General features: G+C 41.8%; 15 protein-coding genes and 1 tRNA gene. 6 read left to right on the plus strand and 10 right to left on the minus strand.

Features of this window, described 5'->3' with window-relative positions; all coding sequences use genetic code 11:
• Positions 1–11 precede the first annotated feature (11 nt).
• A complete protein-coding gene (gene recJ, locus DW005_RS06580) occupies positions 12–1,769 on the minus strand; it encodes a single-stranded-DNA-specific exonuclease RecJ (protein WP_117478656.1) in 1,758 nt (585 codons plus the stop codon).
• A gap of 192 nt (positions 1,770–1,961) precedes the next feature.
• On the opposite strand from recJ, the gene DW005_RS06585 reads away from it, so the two are divergent.
• On the plus strand, positions 1,962–2,156 hold the full coding sequence (locus tag DW005_RS06585; RefSeq protein ID WP_117478657.1) for a hypothetical protein: 195 nt from the start codon (positions 1,962–1,964) through the stop codon (positions 2,154–2,156).
• Between the two features lie 402 nt (positions 2,157–2,558).
• Entirely contained in the window at positions 2,559–3,512 is a 954-nt protein-coding gene (prmA, locus tag DW005_RS06590) for a 50S ribosomal protein L11 methyltransferase (RefSeq protein ID WP_117478658.1), read from the plus strand.
• A 71-nt stretch (positions 3,513–3,583) separates the two neighbouring features.
• On the opposite strand, the gene DW005_RS06595 is transcribed toward prmA, so the two are convergent.
• The 4 genes from DW005_RS06595 to DW005_RS06610 form a co-directional block, all read right to left on the minus strand.
• Positions 3,584–5,989: an endo-1,4-beta-xylanase gene (locus DW005_RS06595; RefSeq protein WP_117478659.1), complete on the minus strand. Its 2,406-nt coding sequence runs from the start codon at positions 5,987–5,989 to the stop codon at positions 3,584–3,586.
• A 193-nt stretch (positions 5,990–6,182) separates the two neighbouring features.
• Entirely contained in the window at positions 6,183–8,546 is a 2,364-nt protein-coding gene (locus tag DW005_RS06600) for an endo-1,4-beta-xylanase (protein ID WP_181974963.1), read from the minus strand.
• A gap of 169 nt (positions 8,547–8,715) precedes the next feature.
• Positions 8,716–11,190 (minus strand): Ig-like domain-containing protein, encoded by a 2,475-nt coding sequence (locus DW005_RS06605; protein WP_117478661.1) that lies wholly within the window; start codon positions 11,188–11,190, stop codon positions 8,716–8,718.
• A gap of 90 nt (positions 11,191–11,280) precedes the next feature.
• On the minus strand, positions 11,281–13,812 hold the full coding sequence (locus tag DW005_RS06610) for an Ig-like domain-containing protein (RefSeq protein ID WP_117478662.1): 2,532 nt from the start codon (positions 13,810–13,812) through the stop codon (positions 11,281–11,283).
• A 232-nt stretch (positions 13,813–14,044) separates the two neighbouring features.
• Between DW005_RS06610 and DW005_RS06615 the strand changes: the two genes are divergently transcribed.
• From DW005_RS06615 to sigH, 3 genes are read left to right on the plus strand one after another with little or no spacing between them, the layout of a single operon-like run.
• Positions 14,045–14,485 (plus strand): ribonuclease III domain-containing protein, encoded by a 441-nt coding sequence (locus tag DW005_RS06615; protein WP_117478663.1) that lies wholly within the window; start codon positions 14,045–14,047, stop codon positions 14,483–14,485.
• 19 nt (positions 14,486–14,504) lie between these two features.
• Positions 14,505–15,269, plus strand: a complete 765-nt coding sequence (rlmB, locus tag DW005_RS06620) for a 23S rRNA (guanosine(2251)-2'-O)-methyltransferase RlmB (RefSeq protein ID WP_117478664.1) — start codon at positions 14,505–14,507, stop codon at positions 15,267–15,269.
• Positions 15,270–15,283: 14 nt separating this feature from the next.
• Positions 15,284–15,895: an RNA polymerase sporulation sigma factor SigH gene (gene sigH / locus DW005_RS06625; RefSeq protein WP_117478665.1), complete on the plus strand. Its 612-nt coding sequence runs from the start codon at positions 15,284–15,286 to the stop codon at positions 15,893–15,895.
• A gap of 348 nt (positions 15,896–16,243) precedes the next feature.
• Here the strand turns inward: sigH and DW005_RS06630 are convergent.
• Positions 16,244–16,316: transfer RNA gene (locus tag DW005_RS06630), tRNA-Thr, on the minus strand.
• 205 nt (positions 16,317–16,521) lie between these two features.
• On the opposite strand from DW005_RS06630, the gene DW005_RS06635 reads away from it, so the two are divergent.
• Positions 16,522–16,860, plus strand: a complete 339-nt coding sequence (locus tag DW005_RS06635) for a hypothetical protein (RefSeq protein WP_117478666.1) — start codon at positions 16,522–16,524, stop codon at positions 16,858–16,860.
• Here the strand turns inward: DW005_RS06635 and DW005_RS06640 are convergent.
• The 4 genes from DW005_RS06640 to DW005_RS06655 are packed head-to-tail and all read right to left on the minus strand — an operon-like array spanning position 16,847 to position 22,485.
• Complete coding sequence (locus tag DW005_RS06640) at positions 16,847–17,917, minus strand: polysaccharide deacetylase family protein (protein ID WP_117478667.1); 1,071 nt, start codon at positions 17,915–17,917, stop codon at positions 16,847–16,849. The two genes, DW005_RS06635 and DW005_RS06640, sit on opposite strands and share 14 nt — an antisense overlap.
• Positions 17,918–17,975: 58 nt before the next feature.
• Complete coding sequence (locus DW005_RS06645; RefSeq protein ID WP_347461498.1) at positions 17,976–18,977, minus strand: ABC transporter ATP-binding protein; 1,002 nt, start codon at positions 18,975–18,977, stop codon at positions 17,976–17,978.
• Positions 18,967–19,647, minus strand: a complete 681-nt coding sequence (locus tag DW005_RS06650) for an ABC transporter ATP-binding protein (protein WP_022376072.1) — start codon at positions 19,645–19,647, stop codon at positions 18,967–18,969. The genes DW005_RS06645 and DW005_RS06650 overlap by 11 nt, the downstream gene beginning before the upstream one ends.
• 12 nt (positions 19,648–19,659) lie before the next feature.
• Complete coding sequence (locus tag DW005_RS06655) at positions 19,660–22,485, minus strand: FtsX-like permease family protein (RefSeq protein WP_117478668.1); 2,826 nt, start codon at positions 22,483–22,485, stop codon at positions 19,660–19,662.
• Between the last annotated feature and the right edge of the window lie 13 nt (positions 22,486–22,498).

Raw genomic sequence — 22,498 nt, forward strand, 5'->3', positions numbered from 1 at the left:
ATTCTATCCTCCTATCGTGGAATCCGGCACCAACCGGCAATTTGTATCTGTAACTCACGGCGTCCATTATATTCATTCACCGACGGATAATATGTAAATGCAATGTCTAACAGATTTTCGCGCCCCTCGTACATCCGCTTTAACTCAGCTTCTCCCCACTCCGCAATGACAAACTGCTCAAACTCCTCCGTCCGCCGGAAACAGACCGCTCCGATGCGATTGCCGACATCGTTTTGCACCTGCAGCTTTAACACTGTCCCCTCAACGCCAAATTTGCGCCCCGACAAAATACGAAAATGCTGTTCTGCAAAAATCGGCTTTGGATTTCCCACGCCAAACGGCTCCATTTTTTCAATTTCACTTAACAAAGTTTCTGTTATGTAGCCAATCGGCATCGGTGCGTCAATTCTTACGACCGGGCGAAAATCCTCTTCTGTCAGCACACAATTTTCATTTAACCGCTTTTCTAACTCCGGCAAATCCTTCCTGTGAAGTGTCATGCCTGCCGCCATTTTGTGACCACCAAACCGCTCCATTAAATCTTTGCACGCCATCAATTCGTGAAACATGTCATACACCTCAATCGAGCGCCCAGAACCCTTCACAAGACCATCTTCCGTTTCCGTAAAAACAATCGTTGGGCGGTTGTACCGCTCCTTCACCCGTCCGGCAATAATACCAACAAGACTCTCATGCGTATCCTGCAGTAATACAATCAGCACCTTTGGCAGCTTATTTTTGACCGCTTTCTCCTCCAGTTTTAAATAGGCTTCTTCCGCACCGTCTTCTGTCATTTGCTTGCGGGATTCATTAATTTCCTTCAACTTCTCTGCTTTTTCTAACGCCTTTTCTTCATCCTCTTCCATCAAAAGAGAAAAGGATTCTGTCACGGTCGCTATACGCCCTGCTGCATTAAAGCACGGTCCCAGGATAAATCCAATATGTCCTGCCGTAATCTCTTTATCGTCCAATCCCTGTACTTTAAGCAATGCGCGAAGCCCTATATTTTTCGTATGCGAAAGTGCTTTCAAACCATATTTTACCAAAATCCGGTTTTCCCCCTGCAGTTCCATTACATCAGCCACCGTTGCAATCCCGGCGTATTCTAGCAATTCATCCTTAGCTTCCGCCGGAACCTGCTGCACATCATACAGTGCACAAATCAGTTTAAACGCCACACCGGCACCACACAACCCGTGAAATGGATATGTTTCATCATCCCGCTTTGGGTCTAATATAGCATCCGCATTCGGCATCTGCTCCTGCACCTCATGGTGGTCGGTAACAATTACCGTCATACCAAGTTTCTTTGCATAATCCACTTCCTCATTCGCCACAATTCCATTATCGCACGTAACAAGAAAATCACGTCCGCCCGCGAGCGCCTCATCTACAATACGCCGGTTCAGTCCGTACCCTTCTTTTACACGGTCCGGCGTAAAAATTTCAGAATCCAATCCAATCTTTTGAAATCCCTTCCACAAAATATATGCGGAAAAAATTCCATCGCAGTCAAAATCCGAGGCAATTGCCACCTTGCGCCCCTGCTCTTTCGCCTTTACAATCTCTCGAACCGCCTCATCCATCCCTTTCATCAAAAAAGGATCATGCAAATCATCAAGCGTACCATATAAAAACTCCCGCATCTCCTGCTCACTTTCGACACCGCGGTTCATAAGACACCGCACCGCCAGAGGCGAAACCTTTAACTTCGCCGACAAGCCATTAAAATCTCCCTTTTTTGTTTCCACAATCCATTTTTCGCGCACAACTTTTTCCTCACTTTGCTAATTTGCTTTCGTATATGTCAAGTATAGTTGATTCACAGTGGATTTTCCAGTAGATTTTAAGGTTAGTTTGTGTCAAGTGTTGTTGGCACTTTTTTTGTATTCCTATAATTCCGCAAATAAACTTTGCGTCTCGTGGGCACTCCCGTTTAACAAACGCGTAAGGGTATGGGCATGCAAAATACGCAAGCCTCATACCCACGTGTTTGTACCTACGAGTCACAAAGTTTATTTGCGGAATTACTGGAATACAAAGGAACCGGCAGCAAACATTTGACACAAACCTGTGAGGTTCTGAAAGCCTACGATACAGAGCTTGCAGAAAACCGTGACAAAAAGAGTTATCGGGGAAAAGAAATTGATATGTAGAATTAATGAGAGGCCATGTGCCGTTAATAGATGCAGCAACAAGCGCATCCAGGAAAATATTCCGAGACGCGTTTATAAGATGATAAAAAAACTGAGTTTGGAATGACGGGTTTGTGACAAGTGTTCGCTGCCAGTTCCTTTGTATTCCTGTAATTCCGTAGAAAAACTTTGTGACGAGTGGGTTTTGAGTACGTCGGTATGAGGCACTGGTGGTTTCAGTGCCCATACCGCTACGCACTCAATTAGTGGGAACGCCCACGAGATGCAAAATTTTTCTACGGAATTACAGAAAACAAAAAAGTGCCAACGAACACTTGACACAAACGATTTTAAGGTTAAATTTGACTTTCCACCTGCTTCTCTTTATAATATCCAGTATACGACAAGAAAGGGGTACCCTCTATGAAATGGATACGTTTTACACTTGATACACATACAGATGCCGTGGACATGCTCAGCTATATGCTTGACGAAATCGGCGTGGAAGGAATTGAAATTGAAGACCATCTTCCATTAAGCGAAGAAGATAAGAAAAAAATGTTTGTCGATATTTTACCGGACCCGGAAGATAACGATGGGACTGCAAAAGTTCACTTTTACATGGAGCCGGAAAACTGTGACCCGGAAAAAGTCATGATTCAGGTACAGAATATTTTTCAGGAAATCAAGCCTTTCTGTGAAATCGGAAAAGGAACCATTTCTCTTTCTGAAACGGAAGACAAGGACTGGATTAATAACTGGAAAACATTTTTCAAACCGTTCCGTGCTGCCGACGATATCGTCATCAAGCCAACCTGGGAAGAATATAAAAAAGAAAAAGATTCCGATATTCTTATCGAAATCGACCCCGGCATTGCTTTCGGCACCGGTTCCCACGAGACAACGAAGCTTTGTATTCAGGCACTTGATAAATATGTAAAAAACGGAGACTCTGTCCTCGATGTCGGATGTGGCAGCGGAATTCTCTCAATTGCCGCTTTGAAACTCGGCGCCAAGCACGCCACCGCAATTGACATTGACGAAGTAGCCGTAAAAGTTGCTGCTGAGAATATGGCAGTAAATCATATTCCGTCTTCTGACTACACCCTTTACGACGGCGATTTGATTTCCAACGCTTTTTTGAAGGTGAAAGCCGGAACCGGTCACGACATCGTGGTAGCAAATATTCTTGCCGACGTCATCATCCCGCTCACAGGCGTTGTAAAACCTCACCTTAAAAAAGGCGGTCTTTACATTACATCCGGCATCATTGATACGAAAGAAGCCGAAGTACGTGAAGCGTTACTTGAAAATGGATTTGAAATTCTTGATGTAACCTATATGAAAGAATGGTGCTGCTTTATTGCGACAGTCTAATGTAACACAAAAAATACCACCCGCCAAAATTATTTTGACCGGGTGGCATTTTTATTTTAAGAATCTCTTATTTACTTATAAGCATCCTTTGCGTTTGCTACTGCAAAGAAAGCAGATTTTGGTGAATACAAGCCATTGAACAAGCAAGGTACACTGCTTGCACGCCATGAAACACCATCATACAAACTCCAGATAACAAGGGCGCTAATCTTTGTTCCCTTTGCTTTACTCTGCAAAAGAGCACCCATAATCTGGTCATAGTAAGCAGCCTGATCCTGATCTGTCACTACTTTATCTGCTGTCGATGTGTAACCGGCATCAATCTCTGTGATATGAATGTCCATATCCGGCATATTTGAGCGGAAGCACTCAAGTGCCTGTGCATACAAATCCGGGCTGTGTGCTGCATTGCCAACCGTCAAGTGACTCTGCATACCAAGACCATCACAAATCTTTCCATCCTCGTTAATAAAGTCAATCAAAAGAACTTCATCTTCCGGACAAAGATAAGTATTAAAGTCATTGTACATCAATTTCACATCGTCGCGGTCATATTTTTTACAAATTTCATCTGCCCACTGGAATGCTTCTTTGACAAACTTCGGACGAAGCGTTACTCCGGTACTTGACATATAACCGGCATTTTTCTCTTTATCCGTAATGCCATAAATCGTATTCCAGAATGTTCCCTTAGGACTTCCGCTATGCATATACTCATTTACTACGTCATAAGCATAAAGAACGCATTTGCTCTTGTCGCCACCGGCAAGTTCCAAATCTTTCTTCAAAATATGCTCCATCACATTCTTTACAAAATACTCAAGACGCAAATCCATGTTTTCTTCAGAAGTATTCTTACTCTTGTTATTTACAACAGAGAATCCTTTCTGGAAGAAATAGGTAGGAGTCTGCGCATGCCACAGTAACGTATGTCCACGAAGCTTCAATCCTTTTGCGTGGCACTCGGTCAAAATCTGGTCGATTTTATCGAACTTCAACTTAGGAACAACGACACCTGTCTTTTTAACAATTGTGTCTTTTCCGTCTACAGTCTCTGTTACGTTATAAGTTGCAGAGTTATCTGCCTGTTTGTCATATCCTTCCGGAATATACAAACCTTGTGCTTTGGCATCTTCAAGTGGCACTGCATCAATTTTGTCAGAATCCATAACGGCATTCGGTTTCATCTCATTACCAGGAGTAATGCCATTGTACTGTTCATTCAAGAACTTAGAAGCTGTATCTCCAAGAAGATCATTTGCCGATGCACCAACCGCTACCACACCAAAAGTATCACTGTAAATATCTTTCAGTTTCGGAATATCCGTTGCCTTGGATGGCTGTGCCGTTTTTACAATCTTCATGTTATCAACATACATATCACCGGTTGTACCATCATCACTCTGTAAATAGAATCCATAGAAGTACATGTCATCCGGCACAGTGATTTCATAGTCGAAATCTTTCCACTGGCCTTTTGTTGTTTTCCAGCGGGTTTCCGTGATACGAGTCGGCATATAAGCATACGACTGATCGCCACCTTCAATCGGAATCACCTGTTCGTTAAAGTTCAATGAAGACACTTCACTGTAGGCAGTAAAGGAAACGCGGTAAGTAGCACCACCTTCTAATTTCTTGGACAGATTAATCATAGCTCCCTGCCAGCTCTTTGAATTTGCTTCACGGTGGCATTTGAGAACTTTCTTGCCAACTGCACTGTTGCCGGTTGGAAGTGTACTCGAATCAACAACCTCCAGATAATCTTTTCCGGTGTTGTTATCATCTGAGAACGCGCGAAGAATCCATCTTTTCAATCCTTCCGGATCCGGAGTATCCTCGTTTACGCAGTCCGTCGACTTTGTACCCGTTTCTACATCCTCAAAATCTTCATCATACACAGTTGCTGTTGCCGGGTCAACCTTTGCTTCCGGCACTGTTGTAGGGAATGTATCCGGGTCTTTTGCTTCCGGTGCCTTTGCCGTTTTGTAACCCTGGTCAAGTGCACGCAGTGTAGGAACTGCTGTCGGAGCAGCCGTCGGTGTAGCCGTAGCTTTTGCTCCCGGTGTATCAGTTACCTTTGCCGGTGCGGTCGGTGTTGCCACCGGTGCTTTTGTTACTGTTACTTTGCCTGCTTTTTTGACTGTAATCTTACAAGTCTTTTTGTAGGTCTTTTTACCTACTTTGATTTTGGCAGTCAAAACTGTCTTTCCTGCCTTTTTACCTTTGATTGTTACGCTGTTTTTCTTTTTCTTAGAAAGCGTGACAACCTTCTTGCTTTTCACAGACCAAGTTGTCTTCTTAATCTGCTTTGTCTTAACACCTTTCACTGTAACTTTCTTTGTTTTACCTGCTTTTACAGAAACCTTTTTTACCAAAGATGGCTTCTTTGCAGCCTCTGCCTTTGGTGCGCTAAGCGCAGGAATAACAAGAGAAAGAGCTACAGCGGAAACAATGAGTTTCTTCATCTGTCTCTTCAATGTCTTGACCTCCTTTTTTATGTTTTTATAAAAAAAAGCACTACCCGATTCGAGTAGCGCTTTTTTATCTGTATAAGTACTCGTATACGTACTTATATTTTATCATTTTAATAATGAAATAGCAATCACTTTATAAGATTTATGGTATATATAAGCAACATTATATGTGTGTATCACCATATCTCTATATTAGCTAATCCCAATACTGCTTTTTCGCATCAATTACAGCATAGAATGCAGCTTTTGGCATATACAAACCATTGAACAGACATGGGAATTTTGCCGGTCTCCATGATACACCATCATACAAACTCCAGATAATCAATGCTGTGATGTTGCCGCCATTTTTCTTGTTAGTCAAAATCGCATTCATAATCTGGTCATAGTATGCTGCCTGATCCTCATCTGTCAATGGCTTGTCCTCTGTGCTAACCATTGTTGCATCAAGTTCAGTAATCTGAATCTCCAAATCCGGGCAGTTCAGACGGAAGTACTCCAATGCCTTTGCATAGTTTGTTGCACTGTGGAACGAGTCCGTAATGTCCAAGTGTGACTGCATACCAATACCATCACATACTTTACCCTCACTATTAATGTAATCTACCAGGTGAATGATATTTTCCGGATTCTGATAGCAGTTATAATCGTTATAAATCAGTTTAACATCCAAACGGTCATATTTTACAAGCATTTCGTGTGCATATTTGAAAGCATCCTTTACATAAGAAGGACGAAGTGTCACACCATGGTCTTTCACAGACTTATCATATGTGCCGTAAATCAATCCCCAATAAGTAATATTCTTGGAGTCTTTCTCCGCATTTGCACTGTGCAGATACTCATTTACTACATCGTAGGAGTATAAACAATCTGCATACTCACTGCTCAATACATGGTTCATAACTGTCTTAACATAGAACTCAAGACGCGTATCCATGCACTCTTTGGATGTGTTGTACTTCTGTCCTGTCGTAATTTTATAATTCTGCTGGAAGAAATACTTCGGTGTCTGCTGATGCCATACTAAGGTATGTCCACGCAGTTTCACGCCTTTCTCATGAGCAGCTTTCATAATCTTATCTACATTATCAAAATTCAGTCTCGGCACGGCATACTCACCCGTAGCTGATTTAAAACGGTTGTCATCATAAGAAATGTAGTTATCCGGAATAATATATCCCATGGATTTTGCATCCTCTACTGTGATGAAATCGGTCTTATCCGCAGAAACTTCATCGGTTGGTTTCACAAGTTTACCAATCGTAGAACCAAGAATTGCATCCGGTTTCATTTCGTTACCCGGTGTAACGGCATTGTACTGCTGAGAAATAAACTCGGAACCATTCTTACCAAGAATCGAAGCAATTCCTGCTCCAACGCCGACAATCGGGAATACATCTTTGTAAGTATCCTTCAAAGAATCAATTGTTTTGTCCGGATTTGTCTGCAATGTCTTTGTCAAAGTAATGTTGTCAAGGTAAATGTCATCGTTACCATTTCCGTTATAAGACTCAAAATACAGTGCATAATAAAATTTATCATCCGGTACGGAAATCGTAAATGTTACTGTATTCCATTTTCCTTTCGGAATCTTTGTAATTGTTCCGGAAGTCGGACCAAAGTTACCATAACTTGGTGACAGTTCTTCCAGAGTCTGCTCCTGATAAGAACACATCAAATCGGTGTTCTGGCAGAATACATCTGCCTTAAGTTCATAGGTACATCCTTCATCCAGTTTATCGGTGATGTTCATCATCGGCCCCTGCCATGTTTTATCTTCACGGTGAAGGTGAAGTACATGTGTATTATTTCCTTCAACCGGAAGATCACTTCCGTCTACTACATCCAAATAGTCTTTTGATGTTCCGACGCCACCGTCATCAGCCTTTTTATGTCCACGAAGCACAACTCCTTTGATACCATCTCCGGTAATTGCATCTTCTGTTTTTGTTCCGATTGTAACATCTTCAAAATCTACGTTATAACCAACTTTGGTAGCCGGATCAATCGTAGCTTCCGGTTTCGTAGTTGCAAATGAGTCTGCACTCTTCTTTGGTACTTCTGTCATATTTGGTGTTGCCAACGGTCGGAATGTAGCCACTGGTGTTGCCGTAGGTACCGCTGTTGCAGTGTTTGCCGGTGCTGTTGTTGCCGGAGTCTTCGTTGCGCCCTGTGTTGGTTTTGCAGTAATAACTGCAGTTTTCTTTACTACAGTAATTTTCGTCTTTAATTTATAGGTCTTTTTGCCAACTCTAACTTTCGCAGTCAAAGTTGTTTTTCCTGCCTTTTTACCTTTTAATGTAACGCCTGTCTTTTTCTTTGCCGAAAGAGAAACGATTTTCTTTCCTTTCTTTGGCAATGACCAAGTCGTCTTTTTGATTTTCTTTGCTTTTACTTTTTTTACAGTTACTTTTTTCTTTGCTCCTACTATCACTTTAACGCTTTTCGCACTCAGCTTTGGTTTTGCTGCAGCTTCTGCCTTTGGAGCCAAAACCGCCGGAACCAATAAAGATAAAGCCATAGCAGAAACAATCACTCGTTTCAAACTCTTATTCATGCTTTTCCCTCCAAACATAAATCCTTACATATATTTCCTATAACAATTGTGTTATAAAACACTTTTTCACTACACGTCCAAATTATAATATCTTTACATGAAAAGAAGCGCCACTCTTACGAGCAGCGCCTCCCATGATTCAATTTTAGTCAGCCTTATCAGCAATTAATTATTTTACAAGAGTAATGCTCTTAATAACAAAGTGCATATTTGCTGGCAAGGACTGTAACTGAAGGTTAAATCCTGCTACTGTTGCAAGTTCAGAAGGATTTGTCTTAGCAATCGTTAATGTGCAGGTTTCTCCAGTAAATGGAGAAGACAACCATGCTGTGTTTGCTTCTGCATCATCTTCACCTGTCCAGTTTGTATCAATACCATTGTCGAATCCATTCAGTTTTCCAGATGCCACATATGCAATTTTACCATATGTTGGAGCACCTTCTGCACCTGCGTAATCTTCTACTTTCTTGCCATCTGCATCCTGTACTTCCCATGCAATCTGCAATGCAGTAAAGTCTGCAAGGTCAAGATTGTTGTCTGTAAGATATTTAGAGAAGTCTACATATGTCATTGCTTTTCCAGCCATGAACTCAAGACCTGCTGCAGAACTTGTAGCTGCTACACCAGCGCCTTCGCCAGGATTTGTTTTAGCAACAACACCATCACTTGTCAAATCAACATATACGTTGTTGTCTTTGTAAAGAGTAATGCTCTTCAAAACAATATGCATATTAGCCGGAAGAGACTGTAACTGAAGGTTAAATCCTGCTACTGTTGCAAGTTCAGTAGGGTTTGTCTTAGCAATCGTCAATACAGATGTCTGTCCTGTATATGGACTAGCAAGCCAAGATTTGTTTGCTGTTGTATCATCTTCACCTGTCCAGTCTGTATCAATACCATCTGAAAATCCATCCAATTTAGCTGTTGCGGCATATGCGATTTTACCATATGTTGGAGCACCTTCTGCACCAGCGTAATCTTCTACTTTCTTGCCGTCTGCATCCTGTACTTCCCATGCAACCTGCAATTCATCGTAGTCAGCCATATCAAGGTTTTTGCTTGCGAGATATGCAGAGAAGTCTACATATGTCATTGCTTTTCCAGCCATGAACTCAAGACCTGCTGCAGAACTTGTAGCTACTACACCAGCGCCTTCGCCAGGATTTGTTTTTGCTACGATATCAGCACTTGTCAAATCAAATTTATGAGTTTCGATTACAGTAGGCTCTTCCGATGGCTCTTTAACTGTAATATCAACAGAACCAGTTACGTTGCTTCCATCTGTAGATGTTGCAGTAATTGTTGTTGTACCTTCTGCACCCTTCTTAGCTACTACAGTACCTGCGAAGTTTACAGTTGCTACGTCTTCGTTGCTGGATGTCCATTTAACGATCTGACGTGTTGCATCAGCAGGTGTAACTGCAGCTGTTACAGTTGTAGTCTTACCAGGAGCAATCTCTGTCTTAGCAGCTTTTACATCAATACCTGTAACAAGTTTGTCATATTTAACTTTTACGAAGTCAATTCTGTGAATTGTTACTTCAGCACCAGAAGACTGTGGGCAGAATGCGATAGCTGTCAAATTCTCTGGGTTCATTCCTTTACCCATAAGCATAGAAATAGGAATGAAGACTGTACGTGTCTTGTAAGCTGCTTTTACTGTGTTACCGGCAGTGAAAGTAGATTCAGCTTCCCAAATCTCATCATCTGTGTGGATCCATCCGCCTTCATATGTCTCAGAAGAAGAAGAACCTGGGAAACCAGCGGAACGAAGCTGGTCATTTCCGTTATAAGTACGGCAGTTCATCTCGTTCTCTGATGTTACTTTAACACGAACGTAGTCATAAGCAGACATGTCTTTTGTACCATTGTCATAACCCATGAATCCTTCACCACGTGTATCAGAGATATCAATGATGTCATCATCTTTGGTTGCCGGGTTGATGTAGTAAGATACACCGGAGTTATAATCTTTTGTGGATGTGAATGTTACAGAACCGTCTTTGTTGTACAAAGTACCATCTTTAACAGTCTCACCATCAGAACGTTTAGCATCACAAGTAAATGTAGTCTCATTAAGTTCTGTCAATGGAACATTGTATGTAGCAGACTCATCTACTGTGTAAGTGCCGGCTTCTGTTTTGATTACGCTTACAGGAGCTTCTGTAGGTTTTGGTGTAGCAGTTGCTGTGCTTCCACCATTGTTGTTATTGTTGTTTGCCGGAGTTGCTGTAGCTTTTGCTGCATCTGTCTTAGCAGGTACCGGTGTTACATTAACTTTGCTTGCCTTCTTAACAGTAATCTTGCAAGTCTTTTTGTAGGTCTTCTTACCTACTTTGATTTTAGCAGTCAAAGTAGCTTTACCAGCTTTTTTACCTTTAACTACTACGCTTTTAGCTTTTTTCTTGCTAAGAGAAACAACTTTTTTGCCCTTCTTATTGAGAGACCATGTTGTCTTCTTAACTTTTTTCTTAGATGTTACTTTAACTGTTTTTTTCTTACCAACAGTTACGGTTACTTTCTTCGTAAGCGTAGGCTTTTTAGCTGCTGCCTCAGAAGAAGTGTTTGGTGCGATTCCTGCCAGACTGAAAGCCATAACTACAGCCATTGATTTTGCAAGAACGGATTTGATACTTTTCTTCAAAACTCTTACCTCCTATTTTATAGTATTGTTTTGGTTTTTATTTGCAAAGCATGTTTCCCGCTTTCGCAGGAAACAGCTTTTACAACATGATTATTTATATTCCGGATATTTTTCCGGGTTTGCTTTGATTTCTTTATCAGTAGGATTTGTATTTTCTTTCCAATCTTTACTGAATACCAAAGACTTCAATTCATATACATGTTCTGGTTTGTTAGCATCAAACTTATTAGCTTTCAATACAACATAACGAACATTCGTAAGATTTCCTTTCGGTGTTGTACCATCCACTTTTACATTCTTTGAATCAACGCCATCAATCCAGTTGCACCACCAGTTTTCTTCTACACCGGCTTCACCATAACTTGTTCCCTCATAAGAACGAATTGCATGAGATCCTTCGAAGAATGGATAAGTAGCGAACTGTACCTGTTTGGTCCAGTATTTATCCTGCTGGAAATCTGCTGTATCCGGATACAATTCAATCGACATCTGCTCTGTTGCTTTACCACTTAATGCAACACCTTTGTAGTTTGACAAATCATATGTCTTGCCAAGATCCAGTACATACATATCTTTGTTTGCCTGAGTAAACGCAAGACTTAATACTCCACCAGCCTGTTTAGCACCATCTACTGTAGAATATACTTTTGTTGTCTTATCATCGTCAGCTTTCTTAGGCATAATCTTCAATGTAGAAAGATCAATTGTAAGATCAGACGCTGCAGCAGTTCCTTCAACAACTTCTACATCAAAGGATGTCTTAACACTAGGATTCTTTGTTACAGCTGCCGTCAAAGTAACCTTACCGGTGCCAACTGCTTCCAGTACAGGATCCGTTTTGGAAGAATCAACTTTCAAAACTTTTTCATCACTGGATGTCCATGTCAACTGAGTCTGAGTTGTATTATCCGGTGTATAAGCAAAGTTATCAGCAGACATACTCAATTTCATGCCCTTAACCATCTTAGTTGGAGCATTTTCAATTTTAACTGCTGTACAAGGTGTCTCACCTTCCAATACAGATACATTATCAATATAAAGTGTCAAACTTGCGTTAGTGCTTGGATATCTTCCTGTATAAGTACTTCCAAGTACCAAAGAAACATTCTTTTGGTTCAAAAGACCGGTCTCTGTGATATTACCTTTAGTCAGGTTCATCTTATTTGGATGCCATCCTGCTTTGTATTTATCACTTTCGCTCTCTTTGAAACCAATGGTACGGTTTTCATTCTTCTTCTCTTTTGCCCAGTCATCATACATCATTGGGAGAGAGTGGTTATTGTATACCATACCCTCGAACTCATCGCCCTTATTTGGAACGGTGTAGTTCTCATCCTTACCGGATGCATGAGAAGAATCAGCGGAGAATTTAATCAGTTCTTCAGAGATTCCCTTCTTCTCAGCGTCTGCTTTCTTAAGAGAAGTTGCAAAGTAATACTCCGGTGTAATTTTACCATATTTTGCAAAGTAAGCATATGCTGTCTTGTACTTCACATCACCAGTGTTGCTTGCTACCACGCGGGACTCGAACTTAATACCGGAATACTCATCGAGTTTTTTCTGCAGTTTCAAGTTGAAGATAGGTGCATAATCGTATGCCTGTGTATCACCGGTATACTCAATCTTTAAGCACTTGTTCTTAGGATTTTCAGGGTCAGTTGCAACTGTCATTTTACCAACGTTGCTGTTCACATACTCTTTACCCTTAGTAGCTTTACCAGCTGTTCCCTGCTCTTCATCGCTCTCCCAGTTATATCCTACCGGATAGCTCTCGAAGTCTTCTACAACGGTCTGAGTTCTTGTGTCTGCCGGCTCATAGTTTGGAGTCGGAGTAGCTGTTGCAGGTTTTGCATTAATTTTAACATTAATCGTAACCTTCTTATTTGTACCGTCTTTGGTGTATCCGTAAATCTTTGTAGTACCAGCTTTAACCGGAGTAACTACACCGTATGGAGATACATAAACAACCTTAGAATTCTTTGCTTTCCATTTCATTCCTTTATAACCAACTTTTGTTGGGGAATATTTTACATAAAGCTGTGCTGTCTGCTGATTTGTAGTAGCAGCTGCTTTATCATCGTACTTAACTGTCATAGTAAGTACACTCTTCTTGGTAGAAACGAATTTTGTCGTTTTCTTCGTTTTCTTTGTACGCTTTGTTGCGTCAGCCTCTTTTGTGTTTGTTACACTTGTTGTAACAACAAACTTGCTAGGCTTAACGGATTTGATTGGTGTACCAATCTTAATTCTCAACGTAGCTTTCTTTTTCTTATTTGCTTTGGAAGCAATTGTAATCTTAGCAGTTTTGTTTTTCTTACCTACTGCCTTGACATAAACTTTTCCTTTAGATTTAACAATCTTAGCAACTTTTGGATTACTTGATTTGTATGTAACCTTTTTGCTAATCTTGCCGGATTTTGTAACTTTTACTTTAATCTGTTTTTTCTGGCCTTTTTTCAAAACCAGTTTACCGCCGTTTACAACGGGGCTTTTCACTTTGACAGACTTGATTTTTGCTTTTGCATCAGCTGTCGTTCCTGTGATTGACAAAGATGTCACAACCATAGCCAGGGAAAGCACGCCGGCCAATGTCTTTGTGACAATTTTGGATGTCTTGCTCATGATTATCCTCCTTTAATATATTTAGCATGTACAGACACTTGTACACATTGAATGTAGTCTCATTGTACCATCCTTTATGGGAAAATGCAACCAAAATAAATAAAAAATACCCACTTTTTTGGATAAGTTGCACATTATTTTTTCTCATTTCTTGACAAGAACTAGGAAACTGTTACAATGGGGACAGATACAAGCGGTCACACGCATTTTGACCGGTATGAGAGGAGAACGAATGGAACAAGCACATCATTTATTAGACCTGATACACTCGTATTTTCCACATGAGTCTGCCGATATCCGGACGATATCACCACTGAAACTGGCTTATCTGGGAGATGCTGTCTACGAAATCATTATCCGCACATTAATCATGGAACGAACAGGTGGTCCTGTGAAAAATCTGCACAAAAGAACGAGTGAGTTTGTCAATGCCGGCTCACAGGCAAAATTGATTTTGTGTCTGCAGGACGATTTATCTGAGGAAGAAATCCGCATTTACCGTCACGGGCGCAACGCGAAAACGTCTTCTGTGGCAAAGCACGCAGACATTCATGATTACCGCAACGCTACCGGTTTAGAAGCTTTGTTTGGCTATCTTTATCTGAGTGGCAGATTAGAGCGCGCCATTGAATTATGCAAAATTGGTTTCGAGCGGCTGGATATTTTATTATAGAAAGAAGAGGATTTTAATCATGAAAGAAGAATATAGAGAAGAAAATACAACAAGTTCACGAATTGAGGGCCGCCACAGTGTCCTTGAGGCTTTGCGCGCAGGCAGCCTGATTGAGCGTCTTTTTGTACAGAAAGGCTGTCAGGACGGTCCGGTTCTTACTATTTTAAGAGAGGCAAAGAAGGCAGATGTCATGGTGGACTTTGTTCCAAAAGAGCGTTTGGATTTTATGAGCGAGACAAAAAATCACCAGGGCGTGGTTGCCGTTTTGTCCGCTTTTGCTTATTCCACGATTGATGATATGTTTGCACTCGCAGAGAAAAAAGGTGAGACACCGTTCTTTTTTATACTGGATGGTATTGAAGACCCGCACAATCTGGGTGCCATCATCCGTACCGCAAACCTTGCCGGTGCCCACGGCGTGATTCTTCCAAAGCGACGTGCTGCCGGATTGACTGCTACGGTAGTCAAAGCGTCTGCCGGTGCCATTCATTACACCCCGGTCGCTAAAGTTACTAATATTGTGTCCACGATTGAACAGTTAAAAGAAAAGGGAATGTGGTTTGTCTGCGCTGATATGGATGGCGAGCTGATGTACCGCCAGAATCTCACCGGACCAATTGGCCTTGTAATCGGCAACGAAGGAAAAGGCGTCAGCCGCTTAGTAAAAGAACACTGCGATTTCATTTCATCCATTCCGATGAAGGGCGATATCGACTCACTTAACGCATCTGTAGCCGCCGGCGTTCTTGCTTACGAAATTGTACGTCAGCGTATGAACCACTAATTGAGGAGGATTTTATGTTTGATTATCACGCAGCAAACGATGAAACAATCATCGCCCGCTCCCACGACGGCGATGATGCTGCCACAGATTTTTTACTGGAAAAGTACAAGCCCCTTGTCAAGAAGAAGGCTCGTACTCTTTTTCTGATTGGCGGCGACAATGATGACCTAATTCAGGAGGGAATGATTGCCCTCTATAAAGCCATCCGCGCTTTTAGGGCAGACCGCGAAAGTTCCTTCGTACACTACGCTTCTCTTTGCATTGATAATCAATTATACAACGTAATCAAGGGCGCAAACCGACTCAAGAATTCGCCGCTCAACACCTACGTTTCCCTTTACTCGCCGCTCAACTCCGACACGGAAAACAATTCCCGCGAGACACTTGCCGATACACTCCAGCCTTCCGAACTTATAAATCCGGAAGACATCGTAATCGACAAGGAAAATGTAACGGACATCGAGAGTCACATCGAAAAGCACCTGAGCAAGTTTGAAAAAGAAGTAGTAACTCTCTACCTTGACGGCAACGATTACCAGCAGATTGCCGTAGTCCTTGGGAAGTCTCCAAAATCCATCGATAACGCTTTGCAAAGAATCCGGGGGAAGCTGTTGAAGATTCGATAAGAAGATGAGAAGCTGGCTCGTTGGTTTTTGGCGGTTGCTTGCGCCGGTTGCTTTTAGTGGCTATTTTTAGGGGTTGGGGCAGCATACAAGCAACTCTTTTACTCATAATTTGTCAATATGGTTGCATTTTCCGGTCGATTTCCCCCATTCTTACGATAAAACACAGTGAAAAGACAACTCTTTTTCCTATTTTCATGCATTTGGGTTGTTTTCATGTCAAAAATTTTTTTCATCATGCAACGCTTTTATGATATAAAGCCCATTTAGGTTGCTTTTGATACGCCAAAGGCTTTATGGCAAAAAAATAAGACCTACCGGTCTTACACAAAACTTTTTGAATCCTATAAAAGCTGTTAACGGGACTCGAACCCGTGACCTCCGCCTTACCAAGGCGACGCTCTACCACCTGAGCTATAACAGCACCGTGGTCATAAAAGACCTTACGAGTTGATATTCTACCAAAAGAATTGGTTCGTGTCAACTATTTTTTTCTTGAGTTTCCGCAGTTAAACATCTGGACTGATAGAACAAAACACCAACACTCACTTGCCCCTAGCATTTTCCCACCATTTGAATTAAAATAAACCTAACAAAACCATCACAAAAACACTCAGGAGGATGCTGCTATGAAGAAACGCTTACAATTTTATCTGAACTACTACGAAACATTAACAACAAAAAAATCCCTGACCACCGCAGAGGCCGCCAGGGAACAAGAGCAATTGCTCATTCAAATTCAATTTTTTCAGCACGAACGCCTGATTCACTTAATCGTGACGGCACTTTTTGCACTACTCACGATACTAAGTTTATTCGCCAGTCTGCTTCTTCCAAAGCAGCCGGTACTGCTTGCACTGGATGTATTATTCCTTGTGCTTTTAATTCCATACATCTTTCATTACTACCGCTTGGAAAACGGCGTACAGAAGTTGTACGAATATTACGACAAACTTAATTGCCGGTGAAACCGCCATATGCTTTTCCGTTGTGCATAACAGCACCTTTTCGCTTGGCAAGCTCGGAAACCGTCAAGATGTCATAATCATTTTTTACAAGCCACGGAAGAACCTTCTTCAGCGCCTCCACGGTAGTCGGGTGAATATCATGCATCAGAATAATGCCTCCATCTTTGACATTTTTCTTGATTTCCTTCATGATAGCTTTTGTATTTTTTGATTTCCAATCCAACGTGTCGGTATTCCACAGTACCATCGGATGTTTTAATTTTTTACGCATTTTCTCACTGATGGCACCATATGGTGGACGTAGCAGTGTAATGTCGTAACCAACTAATTTCTTCACCAAATCCGCCGTCTTATCGTACTGTTTATCCACTTTTTCCATACTCAGTTTTGCTAAATTGGCATGATCCCACGTATGGTTTCCAATTTCACATCCCTGTGCCACTTCCTGTTTCAAAACTTCTGCGCCTTCCTTTACACGGGATCCTACCACAAAAAAGGTCGCATGTGCCTGATACTGTTTTAATAAAGCAAGCACTTTTGGTGTATTCACTGTGCTTGGACCATCGTCAAACGATAAGGCAACCGCTTTCGAGCGAATCTTTGGCACAGGTGTCGGAATGGTCTGCGGCGCAAGTGTCGGAACCGCGGCAATTTCATTTGCAACCCCATCCGGCGCATAGGTTGCCTGTCCCTTTTCAGGAACTTTTGTCTGCTGTGACGCAGCACTTGCACTATTCGCTGCCGCCGTCACTGCTGCCGTTGCCTGTGCCGTCTGTGTTACCGTAACACCGCTTCCACTCGCCACAGCCTGCCCTTTTGGCTGTTCATCATCAGAGAACTCAGCCTGAACCAAGCAGACGGCACCCACTGCAATCAGCACAATTACTGCAATGAGACAGACAATCCATCGTCCTGACACTGCCTGTCCCATACTACTTCGATATTTACTTCTGCTTGAATATGAACTGTTTCCTATATAGTTATCAGAGCCTTTAGAAAAACGGCTGCGCCTTCTTCTTCGTCTCTCGCGATTATTATAACCTTTCATATAATTCATCTTTACACCTCATTCCGAGAGCAATTCCCTGCTCCCATTACGTAGCCCTAGTATAACACTAATCTTTCGGCTTTTCAATGACGATTTTCCCTCCAATAAATTCCAGTTTTACTTTATTTCCATCCATTCCCATTTGTTCCAGCAACTCACTTGGAATCTGCACACGTCCGGCGCGGTCAAGAACCGCAAACTCTTCCTGCGTCTCTTCTTCCTGCCAGTCAATGTCCAAATGTTCCATGCGCTCGCGGTAATCATTTTTCATAATACGCTCGCTGCTCGTTTTCCCATCGCGGATAGAAACAACACGATTTACCTTTTTTGCCAACTCTTTATCATGCGTTACAATGACAATCGTAAGTCCGAGTTTCTCATTTAACTTGCGGAACATTTCCAAAATGTCATCCGCAGTCTTTCGGTCAACGGCACCGGTTGGCTCATCCGCCAGTAACAGTTTCGGATTATTGGCAAGCGCAATTGCAATCGCAACTCTTTGCTGCTCACCACCGGAAAGCTGGCTTAATTTACTGTCCTTTCTGTGTCCAAGACCTACCAGTTCCAGAAGTTCCAGTGCCCTTTTCTTTTTTTCCTCCTCAGAAACTGCCTTTTCTTTTTCTTCCACAAAAAGCATCGGTGTCATTACATTTTCCCACGCAGTCAAATAAGGAAGAAGATTTCTCGCATTGTTCTGCCACACAAAACCAACGGTACTTCTCTTATATTTAACCAGTTCGTTTTCCGTCATTTGAAAAAGATTTTTGCCATCCACATACAGTTTACCCGCTGAAGGCCGATCTAATCCACCAATCATATTTAAAAATGTGGACTTACCGCTTCCGCTGTTTCCAATAATCGCCATAAGTTCTCCACGCTTCACGGTCAAATCCAACCCTTGAAGCGCCAGCACTTCAATATCTTTGGTCTTGTAAATTTTAACCAGACTGTCACACTCAATCATCACATCGTCCGGCACATCCATCGTCTGTTCCGGATTTTCCATTGCAGATTCAGGACTCTTTATTTGTTTTACTTTGCTTATTTTTTCTTTTAAATTAATCTTCATCGGCAATCTCTCCATCCTCAATATGATAGATGCAGTCGGCAATCTCCATCAATCCGGTATCATGCGTCGTCATTACTATGGTTACTCCCTGTTTTTCAATCAGTTCCTTAAAAATCTTCATCACCTGAAGCCCGGTATTGCTGTCAAGCTCCGCCGTCGGCTCATCGGCAAAAATAATCTTTGGCTTGTGTGCAATCGCACGTGCAATCGCCACTCGCTGCTGCTCACCACCGGAAAGTTCCTGTGGCATATGATGCATACGGCTTCCGAGGCCAACTAATTTCAGACATTCTTCCGTCCGCTTTCTCCTGTCCCCTTTGTATCCGGCGAGTCTGAGAACAAACTCAACATTTTCGTAGGCGGTCATCATCGGAATCAGTGCCACTGACTGAAAAACAAATCCAATCTGCGTTTTCCGCATCTGCTCCCTGTCATGTTCCGGCAAATCTTGAATCGGTTTTCCTTCAAATAAAATTTCACCGCTTTTCGGGTAATCGAGTGCACTCAAAAGATTCATCAGCGTCGTTTTACCGGAGCCGGAACGTCCTCTTAGCATCGTAAGTTTCCCGGTCGGAATCTGAATGTTAATGTTTTTCAAAACCACTAACTCCTTGCCACCGGCAATCGGAAAGCTTTGAATCACATCTTTAGTTTCTATCATATTTTCCATTCTGACACCTCCCTAGTCTTCACCAAGCTTCAACGCCTGGGAAATATTAATCTTACTAATCAGCTTACCAAGAACTACCATGCAGATTACAATCACAATGCCGATGACGCTAAAGAGACGAATCATATCTAACGCCTTAAACACAACTGCAAGCGGTACCGTCTGGTCGGTTGATGCATAGAAAATCTGCACCAGTGGCACAAACAGAATGGATGACAAAACACCAAGTCCGGCACCAATCAGAATGGAAATTCCGGAACTGAAAATCTGTTCATTGATTAACATCTGAATAATCTCTTTTTTTGTCATGCCCATCGCACGGAATACACCGAAAAGCAATTCTCTCTGCCGGATTGACAAAATCCAGTAAATCAAAAATCCGGTACTGCACAAAATCAAGATAATGATAAAACTCATCGTCAAAATACCATTGGTTCCTTGGAACAGTGCATCGTTTTTAACGTCTACCAGTTTGGATGCCACATCATCAAACACCGTATATTCGATGCCGTTTTTCTTCGCATAATCGTAAATAAATTTCGAAGAACCGTTGGTCTGAATCCACACCTGATACGGCTTCACGCCAAGCGTCTGTTGAACCGGTGCCAGATTGGCAACAATCAGATAATGATCCGTTGTCACAAGCGTATCCTGCTGATTTAGTTCATGCGTCTGCTTCACATAACTTGGAAAATAATCAAAGAACCCATACACAACTCCTGTCATTTCTTTTTTATCTTTTGTTGTATAGGTTACTTTATCCCCCAGCTTGACGCCCATTTTTTTCTGAAAATTCATGCTTAGAAGAATGGCATCCGGATTACCCGCCATTGCATTCAAATAATTGTTCAGATGCGTCGGCAAAAGTGTCGAATCAAAATCACTTACCGTCAATCCAAAATTTTTCGTGTCAATTGCCATCAACGAAGTTTCTGTTTCATTGTCACTCATTTTTTTGCCAAGTGATGTAGAAATCTCATCCTCACAGTAAACTTTCGTTGCATGTTTTACACCTTTCATGCTCTCATAGGTCGAAAAATCCGGCTCCGTATAGGATACTTCCTTATCCGGATTATCCGCAAGGAACGCTTCGTTGCTCTCCCATTGCTCTTTAAGAACAAGTGTTGCTCCCGTTTCATACCGAATATTACTCTCCGAATTGGAAAGAATCGTCCGCGCCACCGTTGCGTTAAAAATACCAAGTGCAACCGTCAGCATCAAAAAGACCATCATAAAGCTCTGTTTTCCCTTTGTTCTCAAAATCTGTAAAAACGAAGCGAAAAATGCCGGTTTCCAGCGTTTTTTCCCAATCAGATAAACCAGTTTAATCAAAAGCGGCTGAATACGCAGCGCTACCAGACTGGCACTGATGATAAACAGCGAAGAACAAATAAACAAAAACGGGTCTAACGATTCTCCTTCTAGCATCTGCGTCATAAGACTTTCCTTCTGCTCTGTAAAATTATACAAGCCATACAGGGAAATCACGAGCAGTATCACATCCATATATACTCTCTGGAAAATGTTTTTATGCTTTTTGTTTTTGTTTCTTTTTACATTAACAATCGTAACGTTGGCGTCGCGGAAGACCGGTAACACCATGAACGCAATGGATATAAGCATCGCACCAAGCATATACAAAAATACCGAAGTACCAAGCGTGATATGTAATGCTTTTCTTTGAATAAATTCCAAAAATCCATTCGTTGAGCCAAGTGCTTTACATAGGAAATAGCCAAGCGGCAGTCCCACAACAGCACTCATCGCTGACAAAATAACGGACTGCAAAAAATAAATCAGTATAATTTGTTTCTTACTCGAACCACGGCTTTTTAGCAGGGCAATTTCATTTTGTTCCAAATCTAACATCTGTCTGGAAATCATAAAAATGAAAGCCAGCAAAAGCGCCAGTACCGGGAACTGTAAAATAAGAAGTGTTGTGCGCACTTTCTTTGCAGATGTCTGGTATTCACGGAGAACCTCCAAGTAAGCCGGCTCATCAATTTTACAATTATATGCATCCGATGTTTCCTGCATCATATCTTCCGTTTCGCTTACGAACGAATCAATCTGCTCAGCAGCCAGTTCTTTGTAATCGAAAACCAACGACCATGTGGTGGTCATTACAAAAGACTGTTTCTTTAAGTTTATAAAATCACTTTCAAATACTTTTGGTGAAATAAACAAATCCATATAATAATCGGACGGAGATTGTACCCAGTAGGTATCATCTGCCTCTTTATTTGTAAACACACCAACAATTTTTACTCGGATGGCATTGCCCTTAGCATCCATAAAACGGTTGAGCTCAATGATGTCACCCACCATAATATCTAATTTGCTCATACATTTCTGGGAAACAATTGCTTCCAATGCACCATCTGCACCCACTTTATCCTGATACATTTTTCCGGACAACATCGTGCTGTGTTTCTCCAGTTCTGACAAACTGCTGATTTTAATTGTCTTTGTCATGTCATCTTTATTGCGGGTTCCTACATAGTGTCCTCTGGTTTTTGACGACTCGTTATATGTCACAAAATAGCTTTGCTCCACATCAAGGCGGTCTGCTGCACCGGCAGCCTCTTCCTTCATGCTCTGATATTCCTTTTCCTGTCCATCCTGCCCTTTCATGTTGGCCTCAAAAGAAATCACACCCGGGTTTTGATTCTCCTCTTGGATATACTCATCCAGTTTTGAGGACAATGTTTTCTGCAGTGCCGCTCCTTGATACATTGGATTGCTGCAAGCAATGGCAATCAACAAAATATTACCGATTAAAAGACTTACAACCATCCATTTTTTATGGAGAAGTTTCTGCTTGATAAAATGAATCATAACGACTTACCTC

Origin of the sequence: Clostridium sp. AF36-4, assembly GCF_003435975.1 — a bacterium.
Taxonomy (GTDB): Bacteria; Bacillota; Clostridia; order Lachnospirales; family Lachnospiraceae; genus Eubacterium_F.

What these genes read in the sequence shown, in the direction of transcription:
- DW005_RS06600 (WP_181974963.1), bottom strand. Translation starts at nt 8,546, where the DNA reads ATGAATAAGAGTTTGAAACGAGTGATTGTTTCTGCTATGGCTTTATCT.
- DW005_RS06655 (WP_117478668.1), bottom strand. Translation starts at nt 22,485, where the DNA reads ATGATTCATTTTATCAAGCAGAAACTTCTCCATAAAAAATGGATGGTT.
- DW005_RS06640 (WP_117478667.1), bottom strand. Translation starts at nt 17,917, where the DNA reads ATGAATTATATGAAAGGTTATAATAATCGCGAGAGACGAAGAAGAAGG.
- DW005_RS06635 (WP_117478666.1), top strand. Translation starts at nt 16,522, where the DNA reads ATGAAGAAACGCTTACAATTTTATCTGAACTACTACGAAACATTAACA.
- prmA (WP_117478658.1), top strand. Translation starts at nt 2,559, where the DNA reads ATGAAATGGATACGTTTTACACTTGATACACATACAGATGCCGTGGAC.
- DW005_RS06645 (WP_347461498.1), bottom strand. Translation starts at nt 18,977, where the DNA reads ATGAAGATTAATTTAAAAGAAAAAATAAGCAAAGTAAAACAAATAAAG.
- DW005_RS06615 (WP_117478663.1), top strand. Translation starts at nt 14,045, where the DNA reads ATGGAACAAGCACATCATTTATTAGACCTGATACACTCGTATTTTCCA.
- DW005_RS06610 (WP_117478662.1), bottom strand. Translation starts at nt 13,812, where the DNA reads ATGAGCAAGACATCCAAAATTGTCACAAAGACATTGGCCGGCGTGCTT.
- DW005_RS06650 (WP_022376072.1), bottom strand. Translation starts at nt 19,647, where the DNA reads ATGGAAAATATGATAGAAACTAAAGATGTGATTCAAAGCTTTCCGATT.
- sigH (WP_117478665.1), top strand. Translation starts at nt 15,284, where the DNA reads ATGTTTGATTATCACGCAGCAAACGATGAAACAATCATCGCCCGCTCC.
- rlmB (WP_117478664.1), top strand. Translation starts at nt 14,505, where the DNA reads ATGAAAGAAGAATATAGAGAAGAAAATACAACAAGTTCACGAATTGAG.
- DW005_RS06585 (WP_117478657.1), top strand. Translation starts at nt 1,962, where the DNA reads ATGCAAAATACGCAAGCCTCATACCCACGTGTTTGTACCTACGAGTCA.